Source organism: Paenibacillus sp. FSL R7-0313 (assembly GCF_037969885.1).
In the GTDB taxonomy this organism is placed as follows: domain Bacteria; phylum Bacillota; class Bacilli; order Paenibacillales; family Paenibacillaceae; genus Paenibacillus.
This window is the reverse complement of the sequence record NZ_CP150219.1, coordinates 2,700,690-2,720,695: the sequence shown is the minus strand read 5'-3', so window position 1 is coordinate 2,720,695 and position 20,006 is coordinate 2,700,690. Positions and strand designations below refer to the sequence as shown.

Here is a 20,006-nt window from a genome sequence, read left to right as displayed (position 1 = left end):
ATCGACTATACATACAGATATTGCTTGTTACGCCAGTTTCCTCAAAAACTCAATCAGAAACCTTTGTCATTGTCATGAAGACCATATTGATCGAAAAATTCATCCCGGAAATCAAGCAAACGATCTTCCATAATGGCTTTACGTACATTACGCATCAAATTCTGCAAGAAATGAAGATTATGGATCGTTGTCAAACGCAGGCCAAATGTTTCATCTGCTTTGATCAAATGACGCAGATAAGCTCTGGAATAGTTGCGACAAGTGTAGCAATCACATTCAGGATCAAGTGGCCCAAAATCAGTTGCAAACTTGGCATTGCGAACTACCAGACGTCCTTGGCTGGTCATCGTTGTTCCGTTACGGGCAATCCGAGTTGGCAGAACACAGTCGAACATGTCCACTCCACGAATAGATCCCTCAATCAACGCATCGGGCGAACCTACCCCCATCAAATAACGTGGTTTATTGGATGGCAACAAAGGTAACGTATAATCCAATACACCATACATCAAATGTTTCGGTTCTCCAACACTCAGTCCACCAATAGCATACCCCGGGAAATCCATGGAAGTCAAATCTGCGGCGCTCTGACGGCGAAGATCTTCATGCATGCCTCCCTGTACGATGGCAAACAGACCTTGGTCATGCGGACGAGCGTGACTTTCGAGACAACGTTCTGCCCAGCGGCTCGTTCTTTCGAGTGATTTTTTGACATATTCATATTCAGCCGGATACGGTGGGCATTCATCAAACGCCATCATAATATCGGACCCAAGTGCATTCTGGATTTCCATGGCCACTTCAGGTGAAAGGAACTTCTTGTCTCCATTCAAGTGGGAGCGGAAGTTAACGCCTTCTTCCGTAATTTTGCGCATCTCGCTAAGAGAAAACACTTGGAATCCTCCGCTGTCCGTCAGAATTGGACGATCCCAGTTCATGAATTTGTGCAATCCGCCAGCTTCACGGATGATTTCATGTCCTGGTCTCAGAAACAGGTGATAGGTATTACTCAAAATAATCTGAGCATCCATTTCTTTCAACTCTTCAGGGCTCATTGTTTTGACAGTCGCCTGTGTACCTACAGGCATAAAGGTTGGTGTCTCAATAATACCGTGAGGTGTATGTACACGTCCCAGACGTGCACCGGATTGTTTGCAAGTTTTGATATGTTCATACGTGATTGCTGCCATTGGTTTTAATCATCCTCTAAAAGTTAATCGTTATACTAATATATCAACATGGCATCGCCGAAGCTGAAGAACCGGTATTTCTCTTGGATGGCTTCCTCATATGCCTGCATAATATGTTCCCTGCCTGCTAGTGCACTAACCAACATAACCAACGTGGATTTCGGGAGATGAAAATTCGTAAGCATCCCATCAATTACTTTGAAGGAATAGCCTGGATAGATGAAAATGCTGGTCCATCCGCTGCTCGCTTGCAGTATTCCATTTTCAAATTTGCTGCCTACCGTTTCCAAAGTCCGGCAGCTCGTTGTCCCAACCGCAAAAACACGGTGTCCATTCTCTTTGGTCTGGTTAATCAGATCTGCCGTTTCTTGTGACAAGGAGTAATACTCCTCATGCATGACATGATCTTCAACAACGTCAACCGACATCGGTCTGAATGTTCCCAGTCCTACATGAAGCGTGATGAAGGCCACATTAACACCTTTGGCACGAATCTGATCCAACAATTCATCCGTAAAGTGCAGTCCCGCTGTAGGTGCAGCCGCCGATCCTTCATGCTTGGCATACACGGTCTGATAACGTTCACGGTCATCCAATGTCTCTTTGATATAAGGTGGCAACGGCATCTCACCCAGACGGTCCAGAATCTCCTGGAAGATTCCATCATACGTAAACGTAAGTGTACGTGCCCCCATCTCGCCTTCTTCTTCAATGATTGCCTTCAGTTCATCGCCAAATACGATCACCGAACCGGCTTTCAGCTTTTTCCCCGGCTTAACCAGTGCTTCCCACTTGTCGCCTTCCACATTTTTGAGCAATAACACTTCCGCTTTTGCTCCGGTATCTTCCTTTGTACCGAACAGACGGGCTGGAAGAACACGTGTGTCATTCAGAATCAATGTATCGCCGGGATTCAGAAAATCGATAATATCGGGAAACGTTTGATGATTAATCTCACCACTATCTTTGTTCAAGGTGAGCAAACGGGATGCCGTGCGATCAAGCAACGGCGTCTGTGCTATCAATTGCTCTGGTAATTCAAAATCATATAAGTTCACATTCATTTTAGTTTCATTCCTTAACAATAGTCGCATTTTGATAATAGTGTTTCAATATTGCCTGGTAATCATACCCTTCATCTGCCATGCCTTTGGCTCCCCATTGGGACAAGCCCAATCCGTGGCCATTGCCCTGACCGATGAACATGTAGGTCTGACCTTGCGTTACCGCTCTGGCTTGACCATCACCACTCATAACTACAAGTGCATTACCGGATGACGTTCCTGTGCCAGAAGAAGACAATACAGAGGCACCATTTGAGCCGGTTTTACTGGCTGTTTTGCCGTCAGCGCCTAATACAGTATAACTTCCGGTCCCTGCAATATCAAATAAAGTGCTCGGTAATCCACCTAGTGCAGAGCGGTATGTATCGGCATATTTCACCGTCATAGCCTGTCCGTTGGCAGTGACTTCAAGTGCTCTTCCGGAAGGTCCACGCTTGGTCACTTCCAAGGTTGAGATGGAAGCAGGAACTGACGCTGTTGTTTTACCTTGAAGGGATTTAACCAACTGTGCAGACGTGAAAGGTCCTCTCACCCAAGCATAATCATTGGATTGAGCTACTTTTGCCAGTACAACAGCTTCGTTGCCTGGATTCATTTTAGCTACAGGTTCAACGGTGGATTGAATTAACGGAATGGCACGCACATTGGTATTCTGAGCTGTTACCGTCACTTTAGCCAGTCCTGCATTGGTCTTGGTCGTTAATTCTTTGATGTTATCCTCACGAATGTACCCACTAACGCCTGAGCTGAGCAGCACATGATACCACGTATGTAATCCTGCCTGGGCTGATGTATCCCCCGAGCTAACTACATTGGTGAACACACCTGCTCCACCGTTCCATACCTCAGAAGGATGAGCCGTCTGGCCGCCCGCATTGGAGGAGAATACAGCTTCGATGATTTTCCCACCGCTCTTGACCACTTCTCCAGCAGTTGCATCCACTGCGCTGGTTACTTTATCGTTCTCCGAACCAATCCCGTTATAGGCTTGGCTGAGCGTTGTATCCACAACATTTGCAATTTTGAAACGTTCACCCTGTTGAAGCGCGTAGGAACGAGCAGCTACAGCTTGAACTTTCAGAGCCTCAGCAGGCCAGGAGGAATACACCTCTGCCCCTACGACAGAGTACAGGTATTGTTCCAGCGGAACGACATTGACCAACGCCAGATCACCGCTCACGATGCTGATTTCCATATCTCCACGATACGTTCGCTGGGAACGTTCCACTACTTTGATACCATTGCTATTTCCTTGTACCAATGCTTTGGAATCAGTACCTGCAATGGTGTAATGCGGAGCTGTTTTGAGTGCATCCGTACTTAATCCTGCATCCTGGCGGATGATGAGTCCTGCACTATTGTTGACAGGTGAAAGGCTTACCCCTGGAGCTTTGGCTTCCACACTGTTCTTCAATGCAGTTAATTCCGCATCCGTTGAAGCTTCACCCACCCATACCGCATATGCTTGGCTTCCTCCACTCAGTTGAAGAACTGGATAGACACTACTAACTCCTGCTGATAAAAGGTTGGCTTGTGCTGCCTCTGCTTCCTGAATCGAACCATAGGTTCCAGCAGACAGGCGTTTACTTCCTGTTACAGCTGGCTTTTGACCAGCCAATTGAGCTGCCGCTACCTTTTGTACTCGTGTAACAGCTTGTCCTGCCAGTGCCTCCGTTGCATAGTTGCCTGTGTAGAGCTGGTAAATGGCATTTCCATTCACAGACGTTGTGAACAGCAACGGTTTATCTGCGGTTGCCTGCAACAATTTTGCTGCTGCAGATGCTGCCTTAAAGTCCGCTGTTTCCAACACCTTCACTCGGAATCCATCTGCACTGAAACGGACTTGTCCTGCCGGAAGGCTTACATTTGCGCCACTCTCCGATTGGATGCTCCATTGTCCCGTCGATTCAAGCGTAATGAGTGGTGTAGTTGATTTATACGTACTACCCAGATTTGCAAACATGGCTACCCGGATCGTCTGTCCATCATTTGCTGCTGCATACGCAGGCACTTGCAAACAACCCACTGTCAAAAGAGCTGCCGCCAGTACCTTCAATCGACGACTCCACTTCTTCGTTCGTATTGCTTTTCCCACAATCAGACTCCTCTCCATGCATTTCCTTCACTTTTATATCGGGTTAACACGTGATTATTTCAATGTTTATGGTGAATGTTCAATAGGCTCGATTATTTCCCGTCTCTTGGTGGAACAGGTAGACCCAAATGATGATAGGCGAGATCTGTTACGATCCTGCCCCTTGGTGTACGCTGAATCATACCAATCTGAAGCAGATACGGTTCATAGACATCCTCTATCGTCTGACTTTCTTCACCAATCGTAGCAGCAATGGTATCCAGCCCTACCGGGCCTCCCCGGAAGCTATTAATCATCGATTTGAGCATCTTGTGATCAATCTCATCGAGGCCACGCGGATCAATCTGGAGACGTTGCAGCGCTTCTTCCGCGAGTGTCTGCGTTATAATCCCATCACCACGCACCTGTGCAAAGTCGCGTACTCGTTTTAACAAACGGTTCGCGATCCTCGGTGTCCCACGTGAGCGCAATGCAATCTCTTGCGCAGCATCTCCCACAATCTCCACACCCAATATTTCGGTAGAGCGTGAGACGATATAAGCCAGCTCATCAACCGTATAGAATTCCAAGCGACTGATAACACCAAATCGGTCTCGAAGTGGAGCAGACAGCAAGCCAGCACGCGTTGTAGCCCCAATCAGAGTGAATGGCGGCAGATCCAGCCGAACAGAACGTGCACTTGGACCTTTACCAATCATAATATCCAATGCCGAATCTTCCATAGCGGGGTACATGACTTCTTCAACCGTACGATGCAAACGATGAATCTCATCAATAAACAGGACATCGCCTTCCTGCAGATTGGTTAACAATGCTGCAAGATCACCCGGGCGTTCAATGGCTGGGCCCGACGTAGTTCTTAGGTTAACGCCCAATTCGTTGGCAATAATGTTGGCAAGTGTTGTTTTACCCAGTCCAGGTGGGCCATATAACAAAACGTGATCCAATGCCTCATTACGAAATTTGGCAGCTTCAATATATATCTTTAAATTTTCCTTCACCTGATTCTGCCCGATATATTCATTCAGATACCGGGGACGAAGGCTCAACTCAACATTCTGGTCCTCCATCATCAGGTTCGCGGAAATAATCCGATCATCCATGTTCATCCCTACCTTTTTTTGCAGGCTACAGCTATATTATAATATGCAAATTGTATTATCCCGTAAACAGCATTTGCAGCGCCTTTTTCATTAACACATCAACGGAATCCGCTGTAGTAACATCCTTTTTCATTTTGAGCCATACTTTATCAAGCTCACTGTCAGTATACCCAAGTGCCTTGAGACCTTCACGTGCCTCATCCCAGGCTGAACCACTTCCCGACTCTTCCGATGGAGGAGCGAACAAACCCGTTGCATACGCTGCCGCGCCAAAACTATCCAGCTTATCCTTGAGATCCAGAATCATGCGTTGTGCAGTCTTCTTGCCGATGCCTGGCAATTTGGTCAAGAACGTAAGATTCTCCTGATAAATCGCCGTAACCACATGTTCTGGTGTACCTCCAGCGAGTATGCCCAGTGCCACTTTTGGACCGATACCGGATACTTCAATCAGTTTACGGAACAACCGTTGCTCATCCCGTGTAACAAATCCAAACAGCAACATCGCATCCTCACGCACATGATGGTGAGTGTACACGGTAATTTCGCCTTCTTGCTTGGCAAACACAAATGGATTCGGACAGAATACGCGATACCCTACACCATGAACATCCAGCACAATATAATCATTCTCTACATGAATGAACTGTCCTCTTAGAAAATCAATCATTTTCGCAATACCTCATTCAACTTGGAATTTAATGTATAAGAGTGTGCGTGGCACACGGCTACAGCCAATGCATCCGCTACGTCATCCGGTTTAGGAACGACCTGAAGACGCAAGAACATTTTGACCATCTCCTGTACTTGCTTCTTCTCCGCTTTACCGTACCCAACGACAGCCTGCTTGATCTGCATTGGTGTATACTCTGCAATAGGCAAACCCTTCTGTGCCGCAGCGAGTACCATGACTCCTCTAGCCTGACTGACTGACATCGCTGTTGTAACGTTCCGATTGAAAAAAAGTTTCTCCAGCGCTACTGCGTCCGGTTTGTATTTATCAATCAATTGCACCATACCTTCATATACATGAAGCAACCGTTCCTCTTCAGGCGTATGAGCTTCTGTCTGAATACATCCATATTGTACGGGTACTACCTTACTGCCGATTTTATCCACAAAACCAAAACCAACAATCGCAATCCCCGGGTCAATTCCCAAAAAACGCAAAACCATCTCTCCCTCACAAAAGCGAACATATGTATCGTTCATTTCATTATAACAAAAGATAGACCCTGCGGCAGGAAAAACTTTGTCTAACTGATTACTCGTCTTTATTCGCGAATTTTTTACATGTTTATTCGTATTTCCAACTATTTCAGTTCAAACGACAAAAAGGACATCTCTTCGATGTCCTTCATCATACTCCACATATTTTTGGGTCTATCGCTTGATTCCCTAAACCACCGTTGTTATTGCTATTGCCATCATCGTTTCAGTACGTAACAATCTTAATACTGTAGGTGAGGACGTTTGGATTACCCGCCATTACGGATTAAATGGTGATCTTCATCCACGGCATAGTCACTGAACGTAGAGATCACGCTATCATACTCATCCTTGTCCTGAATCCGAATACCCTGCTGCAATTGCTCCAGTACGCCTTCAGGCAAAGAACTCTCCAACGTCCCAACATCCAACTGAAAGAACGTACGAATAACCTTCTCATCTGTAGGCTTACCTTCGTACAAATTAAGGTTCCCTACAGCATCTATGCTGATATAAGCCTGCTGTTTACAAAGCGGTGAAAGGTCATCTACACGTTGCTTCAAATGCAACTCATCTGATGTTCCAACGGTAGCATCCCATTCCGGATGTTGAGCCAGAAGCATCTTCAACTGCGGTCTAGCCATCTTGCCTAACTGCTCTGTCTCCACTCCGCAGATGTACTGTGTCTCCAAAACCACACTCGTTAAATGATCCGGATCAGAATCAAGTTGCTCTACTAACGCCTGAATCTCCTGTTCAGATCTTGCTTCCTGCGTAACAGGGCCCATCACACTCGTTGCCTCACTAAAATTAGTTGTCAGCAAACGCTCTATCGCCGATGAGATAGACAACCCGCTGTAAGCCAATATCGTAACTGCAAGCAGAGCCGCCGTCATCCATACTGTTCGTTTCCACCGTCTCCAGCGTCTCTTGAATTGTTTTCTGAAGTTAAACGTGTTCACATGAACCCCTTCTATCACTTTTTAAACCTATTGTGACCTAAAGATTGAGGCTTTATGCACAACTAACTTGTTGTCTGAAGAAAGAACACGCATGTGTTAGCTTAAAGAATTTGTCATAGTTAATATCGAACCTGCATTTATAGAATCTTATATAGATAAATATAAAAAAAACACTATCTAATTATAGATAGTGTTTTTAGAGATCGGGATGACACGATTTGAACATGCGACCCCCTGGTCCCAAACCAGGTGCTCTACCAAGCTGAGCTACATCCCGTTATATATACCGGCGAGAGGACTCGAACCTCCACGGTTTCCCACTCGATTTTGAGTCGAGCGCGTCTGCCATTCCGCCACGCCGGCAAATTTGAAGTTATAATGGCGCGCCCTGAGAGATTCGAACTCCCGGCCTTTTGATTCGTAGTCAAACGCTCTATCCAGCTGAGCTAAGGGCGCAAATAATGGAGCGGAAGACGGGAATCGAACCCGCGACCCTCGCCTTGGCAAGGCGATGCTCTACCGCTGAGCCACTTCCGCATACGGTATTAAATTAATATAAAAATGGCGGAACCGACGGGATTCGAACCCGCGATCTCCTGCGTGACAGGCAGGCATGTTAGGCCAACTACACCACGGTTCCAGATCACTTTCTCAAAGGAAAGTATAATTGCGGGGGCAGGATTTGAACCTGCGGCCTTCGGGTTATGAGCCCGACGAGCTACCGGGCTGCTCCACCCCGCGTCGTTATAAAGTTTATATGGTGGAGGCTGAGGGGATCGAACCCCCGACCCTCTGCTTGTAAGGCAGATGCTCTCCCAGCTGAGCTAAGCCTCCATCTATATGACCCGTAGGGGATTCGAACCCCTGTTACCTCCGTGAAAGGGAGGTGTCTTAACCCCTTGACCAACGGGCCTTACTGGCTCCCCGAACAGGGCTCGAACCTGTGACAACTCGATTAACAGTCGAGTGCTCTACCAACTGAGCTATCAGGGAATAATATGCATTTGCAGGGCAAATGCAATTCATCGTACCACATCAACATGCAGAGCCTGTTTTCTATGTATGATGAAAGAGTTCGCTTGGCGGCGTCCTACTCTCCCAGGACCCTGCGGTCCAAGTACCATCGGCGCTAGAGGGCTTAACGGTCGTGTTCGGGATGGGTACGTGTGGAACCCCTCCGCCATCGCCACCAAACGCGTAGCTTACATTTCAGAGATCGTTCTCTGAAAACTAGATTCGAAACGAAACATGCGAATTACAACTTGCTATTGGATAAGCCCTCGACCGATTAGTACTGGTCAGCTCCATGCATTGCTGCACTTCCACCCCCAGCCTATCTACCTCGTCGTCTTCAAGGGGTCTTACATACTGGGAAATCTCATCTTGAGGGGGGCTTCACGCTTAGATGCTTTCAGCGTTTATCCCGTCCGTACATAGCTACCCAGCGGTGCTCCTGGCGGAACAACTGGTACACCAGCGGTACGTCCATCCCGGTCCTCTCGTACTAAGGACAGCTCCTCTCAAATTTCCTACGCCCACGACAGATAGGGACCGAACTGTCTCACGACGTTCTGAACCCAGCTCGCGTACCGCTTTAATGGGCGAACAGCCCAACCCTTGGGACCTACTTCAGCCCCAGGATGCGATGAGCCGACATCGAGGTGCCAAACCTCCCCGTCGATGTGGACTCTTGGGGGAGATAAGCCTGTTATCCCCAGGGTAGCTTTTATCCGTTGAGCGATGGCCCTTCCATGCGGTACCACCGGATCACTAAGCCCGACTTTCGTCCCTGCTCGACTTGTAGGTCTCGCAGTCAAGCTCCCTTATGCCTTTGCACTCTTCGAATGATTTCCAACCATTCTGAGGGAACCTTTGGGCGCCTCCGTTACTCTTTAGGAGGCGACCGCCCCAGTCAAACTGCCCACCTGACACTGTCCCCGCACCGGATTACGGTACCAGGTTAGAACCTAGATACGATCAGGGTGGTATCCCAACGTTGCCTCCACGCAAGCTGGCGCTCACGCTTCAAAGGCTCCCACCTATCCTGTACAGATCGTACCCAAATTCAATATCAAGCTGCAGTAAAGCTCCATGGGGTCTTTCCGTCTTGTCGCGGGTAACCTGCATCTTCACAGGTATTAAAATTTCACCGGATCTCTCGTTGAGACAGCGCCCAAGTCGTTACGCCATTCGTGCGGGTCAGAATTTACCTGACAAGGAATTTCGCTACCTTAGGACCGTTATAGTTACGGCCGCCGTTTACTGGGGCTTCGGTTCACAGCTTCGGATTGCTCCTAACCACTCCCCTTAACCTTCCAGCACCGGGCAGGCGTCAGCCCGTATACTTCGCCTTACGGCTTCGCACAGACCTGTGTTTTTGCTAAACAGTCGCTTGGGCCTTTTCACTGCGGCCCCCTCGTGCTATTCACACTACCGGGGCACCCCTTCTCCCGAAGTTACGGGGTCATTTTGCCGAGTTCCTTAACGAGAGTTCTTCCGCGCGCCTTAGAATACTCTTCTCGCCTACCTGTGTCGGTTTGCGGTACGGGCACCATCACCTGGCTAGAGGCTTTTCTTGGCAGTGTGAGATCATGACCTTCGCTACTATAATTTTCGCTCCCCATCACAGCTCAGCCTTACAATGTGCGGATTTGCCTACACATCAGCCTTACTGCTTAGACGGACATCCATCAGTCCGCGTCACTACCCTACTGCGTCCCCCCATTGCTCATAACGGCTTACGGTGGTACAGGAATTTCGACCTGTTGTCCTTCGACTACGCCTTTCGGCCTCGCCTTAGGTCCCGACTTACCCTGAGCGGACGAGCCTTCCTCAGGAACCCTTAGGCTTTCGGCGGATCAGATTCTCACTGATCTTTTCGTTACTCATACCGGCATTCTCACTTGTATAATGTCCAGCGCTCCTTACGGTACACCTTCAACCCTTATACAACGCTCCCCTACCCCTGATGCAAAGCATCAAGCCATAGCTTCGGTGGTGTGTTTAGCCCCGTTACATTTTCGGCGCAGAGTCACTCGACCAGTGAGCTATTACGCACTCTTTCAATGGTGGCTGCTTCTAAGCCAACATCCTGGTTGTCTGTGCAACTCCACATCCTTTCCCACTTAACACACACTTGGGGACCTTAGCTGATGGTCTGGGCTGTTTCCCTTTTGACAATGGATCTTAGCACTCACTGTCTGACTCCCGGAAGTAAGTCTATGGCATTCGGAGTTTGACTGAGCTTGGTAACCCTTGCGGGCCCCGCACCCAATCAGTGCTCTACCTCCACGACTCTGTTTTCCGAGGCTAGCCCTAAAGCTATTTCGGGGAGAACCAGCTATCTCCGAGTTCGATTGGAATTTCTCCGCTACCCCCACCTCATCCCCGCATTTTTCAACATGCGTGGGTTCGGGCCTCCAGTGCGTGTTACCGCACCTTCACCCTGGACAGGGGTAGATCACCCGGTTTCGGGTCTACGTCCACGTACTATGTCGCCCTATTCAGACTCGCTTTCGCTGCGGCTCCGGCTCTTCACCTTAACCTTGCACGGGAACGTAACTCGCCGGTTCATTCTACAAAAGGCACGCCATCACCCCTAAAACGGGCTCTGACTTTTTGTAAGCACACGGTTTCAGGTTCTATTTCACTCCCCTTCCGGGGTGCTTTTCACCTTTCCCTCACGGTACTGCTTCACTATCGGTCGCTAGGAAGTATTTAGCCTTGGCAGATGGTCCTGCCGGATTCATACGGGGTTTCACGTGCCCCGCACTACTCGGGATCCGTCTCGGAGGGAACAGACTTTCAACTACAGGGCTTTTACCTTCTTTGGCGGGCCTTTCCAGACCTCTTCGCTTAACCGGTTCCTTTGTAACTCCATGTGAGACGTCCCACAACCCCAAAGAGCAAGCTCTCTGGTTTGGGCTTCTCCGCGTTCGCTCGCCGCTACTGACGGAATCACTATTGTTTTCTCTTCCTCAGGGTACTTAGATGTTTCAGTTCCCCTGGTATGCCTCTACACAACCTATGTATTCAGTTGTGAGTAACTGGAAATTACCCCAGCTGGGTTTCCCCATTCGGACACCCCCGGATCAAAGCTTGCTTACAGCTCCCCGAGGCAGTTTCGTTGTTCGCCACGTCCTTCATCGGCTCCTAGCGCCTAGGCATCCTCCGTGTGCTCTTAGTAGCTTAACCATTTTGTTCCGGTTTCGGTCGCTCGCTTCCCTTGTTTTGCTTGCGCAAAGCCAAAAGTCACTCTCACCCGATACCATCACAAAAGCAATTTGACTACCGTTTTTATTGAAACTTGTTTAACACAAGTTTCAATAAAAAGGAATGTTCTAATTCGCGTTTGTTTCGTTTCGATATCTAGTTTTCAAAGAACAAGCTCCATGCAAAAGCAAGCTGTTTGAGAGTTTGAGCTCTCAAAACTGAGCAACGAGTGAGTAACTAGCCGACCTGGCTAGATTTTGTATTTGAATGTTTCCGTTGCAGGAAACGATTCTCCATAGAAAGGAGGTGATCCAGCCGCACCTTCCGATACGGCTACCTTGTTACGACTTCACCCCAATCATCTATCCCACCTTCGGCGGCTGGCTCCTTGCGGTTACCCCACCGACTTCGGGTGTTATAAACTCTCGTGGTGTGACGGGCGGTGTGTACAAGACCCGGGAACGTATTCACCGCGGCATGCTGATCCGCGATTACTAGCAATTCCGACTTCATGCAGGCGAGTTGCAGCCTGCAATCCGAACTGAGACCGGCTTTGTTGGGATTGGCTCCATCTCGCGATTTCGCAGCCCGTTGTACCGGCCATTGTAGTACGTGTGTAGCCCAGGTCATAAGGGGCATGATGATTTGACGTCATCCCCACCTTCCTCCGGTTTGTCACCGGCAGTCTATCTAGAGTGCCCATCCGAAATGCTGGCAACTAAATATAAGGGTTGCGCTCGTTGCGGGACTTAACCCAACATCTCACGACACGAGCTGACGACAACCATGCACCACCTGTCTTGAATGTTCCGAAGAAAAGGTACATCTCTGCACCGGTCATTCAGATGTCAAGACCTGGTAAGGTTCTTCGCGTTGCTTCGAATTAAACCACATACTCCACTGCTTGTGCGGGTCCCCGTCAATTCCTTTGAGTTTCAGTCTTGCGACCGTACTCCCCAGGCGGAGTGCTTAATGTGTTAACTTCGGCACCAAGGGTATCGAAACCCCTAACACCTAGCACTCATCGTTTACGGCGTGGACTACCAGGGTATCTAATCCTGTTTGCTCCCCACGCTTTCGCGCCTCAGCGTCAGTTACAGCCCAGAGAGTCGCCTTCGCCACTGGTGTTCCTCCACATATCTACGCATTTCACCGCTACACGTGGAATTCCACTCTCCTCTTCTGCACTCAAGTCACCCAGTTTCCAGTGCGATCCGGGGTTGAGCCCCGGGATTAAACACCAGACTTAAATGACCGCCTGCGCGCGCTTTACGCCCAATAATTCCGGACAACGCTTGCCCCCTACGTATTACCGCGGCTGCTGGCACGTAGTTAGCCGGGGCTTTCTTCTCAGGTACCGTCACCTTGAGAGCAGTTACTCTCCCAAGCGTTCTTCCCTGGCAACAGAGCTTTACGATCCGAAAACCTTCATCACTCACGCGGCATTGCTCCGTCAGGCTTTCGCCCATTGCGGAAGATTCCCTACTGCTGCCTCCCGTAGGAGTCTGGGCCGTGTCTCAGTCCCAGTGTGGCCGATCACCCTCTCAGGTCGGCTACGCATCGTCGCCTTGGTGAGCCGTTACCCCACCAACTAGCTAATGCGCCGCAGGCCCATCCCCAAGTGACAGATTGCTCCGTCTTTCCAGTTTCCTTCAGGCGAAGAAAACAATTATTCGGTATTAGCTACCGTTTCCGGTAGTTGTCCCAAACTTGAGGGCAGGTTGCCTACGTGTTACTCACCCGTCCGCCGCTAACCATCAGAGAAGCAAGCTTCTCATCAAGTCCGCTCGACTTGCATGTATTAGGCATGCCGCCAGCGTTCGTCCTGAGCCAGGATCAAACTCTCCAATAAAGTATTGAAAAGAGCGATAAGCTCATTTTGAATCTGACGAGATTAAAAATCTCATTTGTGCTCCAGTCGATTCAAGCCAAGGCTCGTCTCAACTTTCGCGTTCATTCTGCAAGCAGAATGTTTACTCACTCGTTGTTCAGTTTTCAAAGATCAAACTTGTTTCGTTATTTATTGTGTTTCCCGTGTCAGCCGTGTGTTTCAGCGGCGACTTAAATAATATATCATACGGCTGAATGTAATGCAACAGTTTTTTTCATTTCTTTTCTTTAGTAGTTTTACATTAGCTAAAGTTATCATATCCGTTCCCTATCTTGTCCTATCATATTAGGTCATGCTCATAGGGTACAAATATTTTAACACATTTATGAAAGGGTTTACAATAACTTCTTAATAAAATACTTTCTATCATTTCCTGAGCAACTATATCTCCGTTGTGTGCAACTCAATGTTCACTCAGGTAAGCGGGAAGCCAGCTCTCTATTGCAGAGCTGGCTTCCCGCTTATATAACAGGTACCTCACTTATTCATCAATCGCAATCCTCAGGTTAGTTCTGTATCCATGGATTACGACGCTTTTTATCGGATTTCCGTTGGTTGGAAGTAGCCGCACCCTCTCTGGATGTTTTCCCGGACACGGATACCTTGGATTTATTCTTCAGAGGAGCCTTGCTTGTTCTGCGTTTTCCAGCTGCCGGCTTATTCCCCGCTTGCTTGGACTTCCCTTCCGAGTCTGATCCTACCTCTTCAATTGCTACCTGGCTTAAGTTAGCGTCTTCACGCCCCCCTTTTTTACCACCCTGGCCTTGCCCTTGAGGAGGATACATTTCACCAAATGCTCCAAGCGGGGACGGCGGAACCATGTTCTGAGTAGGGTACGGATTCTGATAAGCGTACTCTATTGGCTGGTTTGGCATTGTTGATGTGGACATTTCAGGCGGCATACCGTACGAAGGACCATACATATTCCAAGCCGGATCCTGATAGCCATGAGAAGGATAAGTATACTGAGGCATATGTGTATGTGAGCCACATCCGCATGGAGGGTACGGAAGCATTGAGTATGGAGATATGAACGGCGGCTGATGATTCATATGACTAGGCGCCACATACGTCGGGAATGGACTATTCACTTCGCTAGCTGGCGCAATCGGAAATGAGTTATTTTGCATGTCTGCGGACAGATTCGGCATAACGTTATTGTGGTTATAACCCTGCTCTGCGCCAGTCCACGGACTGTTAGGCAGATCAGTGCCACTATAAGGACTAACTTCCGAAATCCCTGGAAACGACGCATTGTTACTCGCTCCTGCCGTGTACATGTCTTGCTGAGCACCATACACCTCTTGTACAGGAACCGGGATTTGAACATAAGGGTGCTCGGCTGGCGCATGATGCAACTTATTACCACAACCACAAGGCTTTTTCGTTGCTGGTGCAACCTCAGTTGGAGACTTTGTATTAGGCATTACAGGCAAAGGCATAATTTCAGGCGAAAGATTAGGCATTGTGTATTTCTTGGATTCTGCTACCGGTTTTACATGAACTTCGGGTTTAACCTCTTCTTTTTTGTACGTTTCCTTTTCAGGTTTCACTTCAGGAAGCTCCGGTAACTGCGGCAGTACCTCCAGTTCAGGCTTCACATTCGGCTTCTCCGTATTGGCTGGTGGTGGAGCAGGCACAGGGACTGGAACAGGAACCTCTGCTACCGGAGCAGGAGGAGTTGGCATAACTGGCGCCGGTGGTTCCGGTTCTTTGACTCCCGTGTATTCCTTACCTTCAGGTGACAACTTTTCATGAGCAGCAATGTTGCCGGCACCCGAATTAGATGTGCTGTTTCCTTGTGCGTGCATAGATGGAATATAAACTGTCTCCCCCACCAGCAGAGCGTTCGGATTTTTCAACTGTGGATTGGCATTGATCATATCTTTTAAAGGAACTCCCCAGGCTTGTGCCAACTTCCATAACGAATCTCCTTGCTGCACCTTGTGACTGTGGAGCACACCCTCCGGCTTCGGTGTTACTGGTTCTGCAGGGATTTTGATCTTCATGCCGATATCCAACTTGTCGGGATTTGTGATTTGCGGATTAGCCGCGATCAATTTGTCCAGCGCTACATTGTATTTTTGGGACAGCAGATATAATGTGTCGCCTTTTTTCACCATGTGTATTTTCACAGGGAACTAACCTCCTAGACGTCATACTTGGGCAGTACATTCGCCCATACCGTTACTACATCCTATGCAGAAACCGGGCTAATGACATCAACTAAACAAAAAAAATCCTCCTGTCTCTAAAATCCCCATACACCAGGTATGCAGAATTTTATCGGACAAGGAGGATTCCTGTTCCCTATGTTATGCAATTCTAACTTAAGATTCCCACACTTTATATCCATCTTTGTCAACAATCTGACGGAATGCTTCCAGCAGTCTCAGCGTTACTGGACCTGCTACTCCCGTGCCAATTGTTCTTCCATCCACTTCATATGCAGCGATAACTTCCGCAGCTGTCCCGGTGAAAAAGACTTCGTCTGCGATATACACATCATGCAGGGTGAATGGCACTTCTTTCAACTCAAGCTCCAGTTCGCCACATAGATCGATAATGGCTTGACGTGTAATCCCTTCAAGTGCTCCGAGATAACAAGGCGGCGTATACACTACACCATTTTTGATGATGAAGATGTTATCACTTGAACCCTCAGTTACGTAACCTTGGGAGTTCAGCATAATTGCTTCACCAGCACCTGAATAGTTAGACTGGATTTTAACCAGGATGTTATTCAGATAGTTCAACGATTTAATTTTTGGATTCAATGCGTCCGGAATGTTCCGGCGTTGGGATACGGACACGGCTTTCAATCCAGTAAGATACGCTTCCTCCGGATAGATCGCCAATTGCTCCACGATAATAATTACGGATGCCTTAGGGCAACGTAACGGGTCCAACCCCAGGTTACCAGGGCCACGCGATACAATAAGACGAATATAACCATTACGCATATCATTGCGGCGCACCGTTTCAGCCATGACTTCCAGCATCTCATCAATGGACAGCGGGATGTTCAAACTGATGGATTTCGCCGAATCATACAAACGATCCAAGTGGGCCTTACATCTGAAAATATTTCCGTTATAGATCCGAATACCTTCGAAAATCCCGTCTCCATACAAAAATCCATGATCATATACCGAAACGGTTGCGTTCTCTTTGGTCACATACTGACCATCCAAATAGATCCATTGTTCTGCCACCGATGACTGCACCTCCATAAAATATCCATTAACTGTACTCCGAAACGTTTATTAACCCGTTCATTGTACACCAAAATGACAAGCCCTTACTTGTTCACTCTACCCAGAATTATGACAACCTTCTAACAATCACAACCAGCATAAAGGTCGATTACCTCGAAGGATATGTATAACAAGGATAGCTACCAAGAACGCGCACCTGACAATTCAATGCCTCAATCTCCCCCATGGCTGCGGTGAGCAATACCGAATCCACCGTTTCCACAACGTCAATGTAGAAATAGTAACTGCCCAATTGTTTCTTCGTTGGACGAGATTCAAGTCGGGTCAAATTCAGCTTCCGCCAGGCAAATGCCGACAATACCTGATGCAACGCACCCGGTGCATCTTCTGGCAACGTCACCAGCAAGCTGGTTTTCACATGATCCGGTTCACGTGGAATGTTCACAGGTTCATGGCCGATGAGCACAAAACGGGTATAGTTGTTGTCATGATCTGTAACCCGTTCAGCCATAATGTCCAGACCATGCTTCTGAGCAGCAAGCTTGGTACCGATGGCTACCCAGCCCTTACCCGGATTTTTTTTCACAATTTCTACAGCTTCGGCTGTACTGTTCACACCTTCAAGGTTTGCCCCAGGCGAATGCAGCCGAATAAAATTCTGACACTGCGGAATAGCCACAGGATGAGACATGATCTTGGTAATTTTACTAAAATCATACTCGCCGCTCTCCGTCTTAAATTCCGAGCCATGTCCAATGACATTTTGGATGGATGGGTATACCCACTCCGCTTGCATTGGAATGTCGACTTCATTCACAAGCCAGTCCATATGCAGACTAACGGAACCCTCAATGGTATTTTCAATCGGAATGACACTGTATTGTGTAGTCCCGCTATCCGTTGCTCTAAACACGTCCGAAATCAGCTTGGAATGAAGCAAATCTAATGGTTCTCCGTTGAAAAGGAAATCAATTGCCTCATGAGAGACTGAGCCTTCAGGTAATACTGCAATTCGTTTCATGCATTAACTTCCCCTTTGATTCTGTCCAGAAAAGGACGTTTGTCTTGATCAGGCAGCACGGTTACACCGTCCAAATCCGGATCGAGCCACAGTGCAGAAGCAGATATGCCCTCCCGCTCCATAGTGTCCAGCAAATATTGTTCCAATCCCGCTTTCCGGGTGTCATGACGATCTACCAAAGTCAATACAGTCGGTCCAGCTCCGCTCAGGGCAGCTCCCAACGCTCCATGATCGACAGCATGTTCCAATATCTCAGCCATGCCTGGCACCAATGATGCCCGATATGGTTGGTGAATTCGATCTGACATCGCCTTCTGAATCATATCCAGTCGTCCACTCGCCAAAGCGGCAACGAGCAGTGAGGATCTGCTAATGTTATGCACCACATCAGACATGCCAAATTGCTCTGGAATGATATTCCTTGCTTTTGAAGTAGACAGCTGGAATTCAGGTACAATAACCAAAGCCTGCAGATCCTGGTGTGGTTCAATACGTATATGATCTACCTGTTGACCATTCCATGCAGCCGTAATAATACCGCCATACAGAGATGCTCCCACATTATCAGGATGCTTCTCAAGGGATGTGGCCATATCCAGAAGCTTCGCATCGGATAAAGGAGCACCAATTAATGCATTCGCTGCTGCCAATGCACCAACGATGGCCGATGCACTACTCCCGAGCCCCCGCGTAAGCGGAATATCGGAATACATGGAAATCTCCAATTCAGGTACGGACACACCAGCTTCATCGAATACCATCTGGGCCACTTCGTAAATCAAATTCGATTTGTCTGTAGGCAGGCCTGTCAAATGATTGCCGTGAAGATGAAATGTCGTCTGCTCGGCAGGTTTCATTTCCAACCAGGCGTACAAAGACAATGCCATGCCCAGGGTGTCAAACCCCGGACCGAGATTGGCTGTGCTTGCAGGTATTTTTACGGTTACCTTTTCACGCAAACTCATACAGATTGCTGCTCCAGTTGTGCAATAGCGGCCATTACTGCTTCTTCCGTATCTTCAACAACAAGTGGCTCAGTCGCTACTGTTTTGATCGCAATATTAGGATCTTTCAGGCCATTACCTGTCAGTACACAAACTACAGTCTCTCCGCCTTTAAAGTACCCTTCACTCTTCAGTTTGTATACACCGGCAAGGGAAGCCGCAGAAGCAGGTTCAGCAAAAATTCCTTCACGAGAAGCAAGTGTGCGATACGCTGTCAGGATTTGTTCATCCGTTACATAGTTGATCTGTCCACCAGATTCCTCAGCTGCAGCTACTGCCGTTTTCCAGCTCGCCGGATTACCGATTCGAATTGCTGTTGCTACCGTTTCAGGTTCAAGGATCGGCTCACCTTTGACAATGGCCATCGCACCTTCTGCTTCGAAACCAACCATACGTGGAAGCGTGTTGGATTTACCTGCCTCTTTATATTCCTTGAAACCTTTCCAGTAAGCCGAGATATTTCCCGCATTACCGACTGGAATAGCCAGAACGTCAGGCGCTTCGCCAAGTTGTTCAATTACTTCAAACGCTGCTGTCTTCTGTCCTTCAATCCGGAACGGATTCACAGAGTTTACAAGCGTGATCGGATGTTTGGCTGTGATCTCACGCACAATCTCCAGTGCACGGTCAAAGTTACCATTGATCGCGATCACCTTAGCTCCATAGATCATGGCTTGGGCCAGTTTACCCAGTGCAATGTTGTTATTCGGGATTAGCACGATACAATTGAGGCCACCACGTGCGGCGTAGGCTGCTGCAGCTGCTGACGTATTACCTGTGGATGCACACATGATCGTACGGCTGCCCTCTTCCATAGCTTTGGCAACAGCCATAACCATACCGCGGTCTTTGAAAGATCCCGTAGGGTTCAAACCTTCGTATTTGAAGTAAACATTCAAGCCAAGTTCCTCAGACAGATTCTCTGCATGAATCAACGGTGTATTTCCTTCCTGAAGCGTAAGCAGGGGTGTATTTTCATTAACCGGAAGGTGCTCTCTGTACGTTTGCAAAAGTCCTTGATATCTCATTGTGGGTAA

General features: G+C 48.1%; 12 protein-coding genes, 9 tRNA genes and 3 rRNA genes. All 24 read right to left on the bottom strand.

Annotation, left to right across the window (positions count from 1 at the left end):
* Positions 1-53: 53 nt before the first annotated feature.
* A complete protein-coding gene (gene tgt, locus NSQ38_RS11945) occupies positions 54-1,190 on the bottom strand; it encodes a tRNA guanosine(34) transglycosylase Tgt (protein ID WP_036616872.1) in 1,137 nt (378 codons plus the stop codon).
* A gap of 35 nt (positions 1,191-1,225) precedes the next feature.
* The gene (queA, locus tag NSQ38_RS11940) at positions 1,226-2,254 is read right to left on the bottom strand and encodes a tRNA preQ1(34) S-adenosylmethionine ribosyltransferase-isomerase QueA (protein WP_047844089.1); all 1,029 of its coding nucleotides are present in this window, start codon (positions 2,252-2,254) and stop codon (positions 1,226-1,228) included.
* Between the two features lie 7 nt (positions 2,255-2,261).
* Positions 2,262-4,349 carry a SpoIID/LytB domain-containing protein gene (locus tag NSQ38_RS11935; protein ID WP_339789372.1) on the bottom strand — a complete coding sequence of 696 codons (2,088 nt, stop codon included), beginning with the start codon at positions 4,347-4,349 and terminating at the stop codon, positions 2,262-2,264.
* A 92-nt stretch (positions 4,350-4,441) separates the two neighbouring features.
* The gene (gene ruvB, locus NSQ38_RS11930; RefSeq protein WP_091020485.1) at positions 4,442-5,452 is read right to left on the bottom strand and encodes a Holliday junction branch migration DNA helicase RuvB; all 1,011 of its coding nucleotides are present in this window, start codon (positions 5,450-5,452) and stop codon (positions 4,442-4,444) included.
* Between the two features lie 55 nt (positions 5,453-5,507).
* Positions 5,508-6,122, bottom strand: coding sequence for a Holliday junction branch migration protein RuvA (gene ruvA / locus NSQ38_RS11925; RefSeq protein ID WP_338588354.1), 615 nt, complete (start codon positions 6,120-6,122; stop codon positions 5,508-5,510).
* Positions 6,119-6,622 carry a crossover junction endodeoxyribonuclease RuvC gene (gene ruvC / locus NSQ38_RS11920; protein WP_017686765.1) on the bottom strand — a complete coding sequence of 168 codons (504 nt, stop codon included), beginning with the start codon at positions 6,620-6,622 and terminating at the stop codon, positions 6,119-6,121. Before ruvC ends, ruvA begins: the two co-directional genes overlap by 4 nt.
* 308 nt (positions 6,623-6,930) lie before the next feature.
* On the bottom strand, positions 6,931-7,623 hold the full coding sequence (locus NSQ38_RS11915; RefSeq protein WP_339789369.1) for a BofC C-terminal domain-containing protein: 693 nt from the start codon (positions 7,621-7,623) through the stop codon (positions 6,931-6,933).
* Positions 7,624-7,826: 203 nt separating this feature from the next.
* Positions 7,827-7,900 (bottom strand) — tRNA-Pro (locus NSQ38_RS11910).
* A 7-nt stretch (positions 7,901-7,907) separates the two neighbouring features.
* Positions 7,908-7,986: transfer RNA gene (locus NSQ38_RS11905), tRNA-Leu, on the bottom strand.
* 16 nt (positions 7,987-8,002) lie between these two features.
* A tRNA-Arg gene (locus NSQ38_RS11900) sits at positions 8,003-8,079 on the bottom strand.
* 6 nt (positions 8,080-8,085) lie between these two features.
* A tRNA-Gly gene (locus tag NSQ38_RS11895) sits at positions 8,086-8,160 on the bottom strand.
* 25 nt (positions 8,161-8,185) lie between these two features.
* Positions 8,186-8,263 (bottom strand) — tRNA-Asp (locus NSQ38_RS11890).
* A gap of 27 nt (positions 8,264-8,290) precedes the next feature.
* Positions 8,291-8,364, bottom strand: a tRNA-Met gene (locus tag NSQ38_RS11885).
* Between the two features lie 17 nt (positions 8,365-8,381).
* A tRNA-Val gene (locus NSQ38_RS11880) sits at positions 8,382-8,457 on the bottom strand.
* 7 nt (positions 8,458-8,464) lie between these two features.
* Positions 8,465-8,536 (bottom strand) — tRNA-Glu (locus NSQ38_RS11875).
* Between the two features lie 4 nt (positions 8,537-8,540).
* Positions 8,541-8,616: transfer RNA gene (locus tag NSQ38_RS11870), tRNA-Asn, on the bottom strand.
* Positions 8,617-8,700: 84 nt separating this feature from the next.
* Positions 8,701-8,817 (bottom strand): 5S ribosomal RNA (gene rrf, locus NSQ38_RS11865).
* 74 nt (positions 8,818-8,891) lie between these two features.
* Positions 8,892-11,817, bottom strand: a 23S ribosomal RNA gene (locus NSQ38_RS11860).
* 317 nt (positions 11,818-12,134) lie between these two features.
* Positions 12,135-13,687 (bottom strand): 16S ribosomal RNA (locus NSQ38_RS11855).
* The 16S, 23S and 5S rRNA genes sit together here with 9 tRNA genes alongside, the layout of an rRNA operon.
* 545 nt (positions 13,688-14,232) lie before the next feature.
* Positions 14,233-15,861: a LysM domain-containing protein gene (locus NSQ38_RS11850; protein ID WP_339789366.1), complete on the bottom strand. Its 1,629-nt coding sequence runs from the start codon at positions 15,859-15,861 to the stop codon at positions 14,233-14,235.
* Between the two features lie 195 nt (positions 15,862-16,056).
* A complete protein-coding gene (gene ilvE / locus NSQ38_RS11845) occupies positions 16,057-16,941 on the bottom strand; it encodes a branched-chain-amino-acid transaminase (RefSeq protein WP_017692630.1) in 885 nt (294 codons plus the stop codon).
* A 151-nt stretch (positions 16,942-17,092) separates the two neighbouring features.
* Positions 17,093-17,965, bottom strand: a complete 873-nt coding sequence (gene pheA, locus NSQ38_RS11840) for a prephenate dehydratase (protein WP_339310536.1) — start codon at positions 17,963-17,965, stop codon at positions 17,093-17,095.
* Entirely contained in the window at positions 17,962-18,930 is a 969-nt protein-coding gene (gene thrB, locus NSQ38_RS11835; protein WP_339789363.1) for a homoserine kinase, read from the bottom strand. Before thrB ends, pheA begins: the two co-directional genes overlap by 4 nt.
* Positions 18,927-19,997: a threonine synthase gene (gene thrC, locus NSQ38_RS11830; RefSeq protein WP_036605915.1), complete on the bottom strand. Its 1,071-nt coding sequence runs from the start codon at positions 19,995-19,997 to the stop codon at positions 18,927-18,929. Before thrC ends, thrB begins: the two co-directional genes overlap by 4 nt.
* Positions 19,998-20,006 lie beyond the last annotated feature (9 nt).